Consider the following 3,529-nt stretch of genomic DNA (forward strand, 5'->3'; position numbering starts at 1 on the left):
CACGCAGGTGCCGTTCACGCGGACCTCGGGCAGGTGCATGATCTTGCGGCCCTCGTTCTGCATCTTCCACTCCTCGGACGTGTAGCCCTCGTCCTTGAAGCCTCCGATCTGCGGGATAAGGTTGTAAGCGAGCTGGTAGGCGAAGGGCGCGGTCTCCCCCACCTCGCCGCCCTCGGCGAGCACACGGCTCTCGCGCTCGAGCTCGCGCAGGCCCGGCATGCCGGCGCCGGACGCGGCCTGGTAGGTCGAGACGATCAGGCGCTTGAGCCCCGCAGCCTCATGCAGCGGGAACGTCGGCACGAGGCCGATGATGGTCGCGCAATTGGGGTTCGCGATGATGTTGCGCGGGTGGTTCGCGATGTCGCCGGCGTTGATCTCGGGGATCACCAGAGGCACATCGGCGTCGAGGCGGAACGCATGCGAGTTGTCGACGCACACGGCGCCGCGGCGCGCGGCCTCGGGCAGCAGCTCCTTGGCGGTCTCGTCGCCCGCGGCACCCAGGACGATGTCAACGCCGTCGAAGGCCTCGGGGCAAGCGAGCTCGACGGGGACCTCCTCGCCGCGGAAGACGATCTTCTTGCCCACGGAGCGGGCGGACGCCAGCGGAACGAGCCGCTCCACGGGGAAATCCCGCTCCTCGAGGCACTCGAGCATCTGGGTCCCGACGACGCCCGTGGCGCCCAGGATAGCGACAACCTTACCAGCCATGTGTTTCTCCCTTCCGGAGAGCGGAATTCGCGGTCGGAGCCGATTACTTATCGGCGGAGGTGATGACCTCGTCGCGGACAAAGCGGTCGTAGATGACCTTGATGGCCCGCTCGAAGTCCTCGTTGTTCACGCCCATGATGATGCTGATCTCCTGCGAGGACTGCGTGATCATGCGGATGTTGATGCCCGCGTCGCCCAGCGCGCCGAAGATCTTGCCCGAGGTGCCGGAGCGCTTGGACATGTTGCGGCCGACGACGGAGATGAGGGCGAGCTTGTCGACCATGCTGATGTCGTCGGGGCGGATCTCCTTGCGGATATCCGAGATGATGGAGTAGATCGAATCGCGCACGTCGGCGCCGTTGACGACCACGCCGAAGGAATCGACGCCCGTGGGGATGTGCTCGACCGAGACCCCGTAGCGCTCGAAGATGGCGAGGGTCTTGCGCACGAGGCCGACCTCGTTGGACATGTGCGCCTTCTTTATGTGGACGCTGATGAAGTCCCTCTTTCCGGCGATGCCGGTGATGAGGTGCTCGTCCTCGCCCGCCTCCGCGTTCTCGCGAATGATGGTGCCCTCGTCGGCCGGGCGGTTCGTGTTCTTGATCTGGATGGGGATGTTGACCTCGCGAACCGGGAAGATGGCCTCCTCCTGGAGCACGGAGGCTCCCATGTAGGAGAGCTCGCGCATCTCGTCGAAGGTGATGCGGCGAATCGAGCGCGGGTGGTCGACGATGCGCGGGTCGGCCGAAAGGAAGCCGGACACGTCGGTCCAGTTCTCGTAGAGGTTCGCGTCGACGCAGCGGGCCAGGATGGCGCCCGTGATGTCGCCGCCGCCGCGCTGGAAGAGCTTGATCTGGCCATCGACCGTGGCACCGTAGAAGCCCGGCAGGACGAAGGAGCCCTTACGGACCATGACGTCCTTCAGGCGGGCGGCCGTGCGCTCCATGTCGACCGTGCCGTCGTGGTGGAAGACCACGACGTCGGCGGCATCGACGAAGGGCATGCCGAGATACTCGGCCATGAGGTTGGCGGTGAACCACTCGCCACGGCTCACCACGTACTCCGGGGAGTGCTTCTTTATGTTGTTGGCGAAGGCCTCGAACTTAGCGGCGAGCGGCCACGTGAGCCCGAGCTCGTCGACGATGTCCTGGTAGCGCTGCTGGATGTCGCCCAGCAAAGAAGTGCAGTCAACGCCGTACTTGACGTGCGCGTTCACGAGCAGGAGCAGGTCGGTGATCTTGTTGTCGCCCGAGAAGCGCTTGCCGGAGGCCGAAACCACGACGAACTTGCGGTCGGGGTCGGACTCGACGATTGCCTTGACCTTCTTGAACTGCTCGGCGGAGGCGACCGACGAGCCACCGAACTTCGCGATCTTGATCATGTGTGTTGGTTTCCGTTCCGATTACCCGAGGGCTGCCATAAACGAGGTGGGGTCGGCCGCGAGCGCCGCGTCGAGCGCCGCGCGCGCCTCGACCGCCGTGAGGTCGCGCACAAGCCAGGCGCCCGGGGCGTACTCCTCGGCGCCGGCCGGCGCGCAGGTAGTTCGCAGCACGTAGTCGGCGCGAAGAAGCTCAGGCTTGTACGCCAGGCCGCGGCTGAAGTCGTAGACGGGACGGCGCCCGGCGGCGCAGTCGAGGACGTCCTGGACGATGGCGTTGCCGGTGGGCAGGCTGCCGGCGCCCTGGCCGTAGAACTTGAGCTCGCCGACGGTCTGGCCGTCGAGGGTGACCAGGTTGAAGTTCGAGGGGACGTGCGCCTCGAGGGAGTCGGAGGAGAGCGCGACCGGCTCGACGGCGACGGCGTAGGAGCCGTCCGCCTGGACGCCGCGCCCGAGGAGCTTGACCGTTCGACCCTTCGCAGCAAAGAGGTCGAGGTCGGCCTTGGTGAGGTTGCGGATGCCCGAGACCGGCAGGTCATGGGTGCACGCGACGTCGAAGGCGGCCGAGGCGGTGATGATCGTCTTGTTCATGACATCGATGCCGTCGATGTCAGCGGAGGGGTCGCGCTCGGCGTAGCCCATCTGCTGCGCCTCGGCGAGGACGTCCGCGAACTCGGCGCCGTCCTTGAGCATCTGGTAGACGATGTAGTTAGTGGTGCCGTTCATGATGCCCTTGAACGAGGTGACCTCGTCGATGCGGCGGGCCTTCTCGATCCCGGCGATCCAGGGGATGCCGCCGCCGACGGAGGCCTCGATGAAGAGGCTCACTCGGTTATAGAGAGCGGCCTCGGCGAACTCGGCGAAGTGCGCCGCGACGACCGCCTTGTTGGACGTGACCACGTGCTTGCCCGAGGCGAGCGCCTTCATGATGAAGGTGTGGGCTGGCTCGACGCCGCCCATGCACTCGACGACGAGGTCGATGTCCGGGTCCTGGACGATCTGCTCGTAGTCGGACGTCATGCGGGGGTCGGTCAGGCGGTCGGGGAGCTCGAGGATGCGGGCCACCTCAACGGAGCCCACGCGGTCGCGGATGATCTGGTCGACGCCGCGGCCGACCGTGCCGTAGCCGAGAAGGGCGATTTTCATGAGCGGCGGGTCCAATCTTTCGAATCTGTGACTATAGGCCGGGGCCCCGAGCGCTGCAGGTATGATTACGGACAGTATCCGTGGTAACGACTGGACGCAAGGAGCCAACAGTGAATTCGTTCTACCACAGCACGCGAGGCAAATCCGAGAACGTAACAAGTAAGCAAGCTATCTTGCGCGGCATCGCGCCCGACGGCGGGCTCTACGTCGCCGACTGGGTCGGCGAGCATAAGCTCGACCTCGCGAAGATCTGCGCCCAGGGGTTCCAGGAGACCGCCCGCGACGTCCTGGGGACGC

3 protein-coding genes and 1 pseudogene are annotated in these 3,529 nt (G+C 65.8%); 1 reads left to right on the forward strand and 3 read right to left on the reverse strand.

Annotated features, from left to right (window positions below; all coding sequences use genetic code 11):
- The 3 genes from ACT84W_RS04885 to ACT84W_RS04895 all read right to left on the reverse strand — a co-directional run.
- Positions 1-708: aspartate-semialdehyde dehydrogenase (locus tag ACT84W_RS04885; protein ID WP_444328396.1), on the reverse strand; the 708-nt coding region annotated here is incomplete at its 3' end.
- A 43-nt stretch (positions 709-751) separates the two neighbouring features.
- On the reverse strand, positions 752-2,089 hold the full coding sequence (locus ACT84W_RS04890) for an aspartate kinase (protein WP_444328397.1): 1,338 nt from the start codon (positions 2,087-2,089) through the stop codon (positions 752-754).
- Between the two features lie 21 nt (positions 2,090-2,110).
- Positions 2,111-3,232 carry a homoserine dehydrogenase gene (locus ACT84W_RS04895; protein WP_432290466.1) on the reverse strand — a complete coding sequence of 374 codons (1,122 nt, stop codon included), beginning with the start codon at positions 3,230-3,232 and terminating at the stop codon, positions 2,111-2,113.
- Between the two features lie 110 nt (positions 3,233-3,342).
- On the opposite strand from ACT84W_RS04895, the pseudogene ACT84W_RS04900 reads away from it, so the two are divergent.
- A pseudogene (locus tag ACT84W_RS04900) lies at positions 3,343-3,529 on the forward strand (threonine synthase); the annotation flags it as partial.

Source organism: Paratractidigestivibacter sp. (genome assembly GCF_052362415.1).
GTDB lineage: Bacteria > Actinomycetota > Coriobacteriia > Coriobacteriales > Atopobiaceae > Paratractidigestivibacter.

Coding starts and splice junctions, on each gene's coding strand:
- ACT84W_RS04890 (WP_444328397.1), bottom strand. CDS start 2,089: ATGATCAAGATCGCGAAGTTCGGTGGCTCGTCGGTCGCCTCCGCCGAG.
- ACT84W_RS04895 (WP_432290466.1), bottom strand. CDS start 3,232: ATGAAAATCGCCCTTCTCGGCTACGGCACGGTCGGCCGCGGCGTCGAC.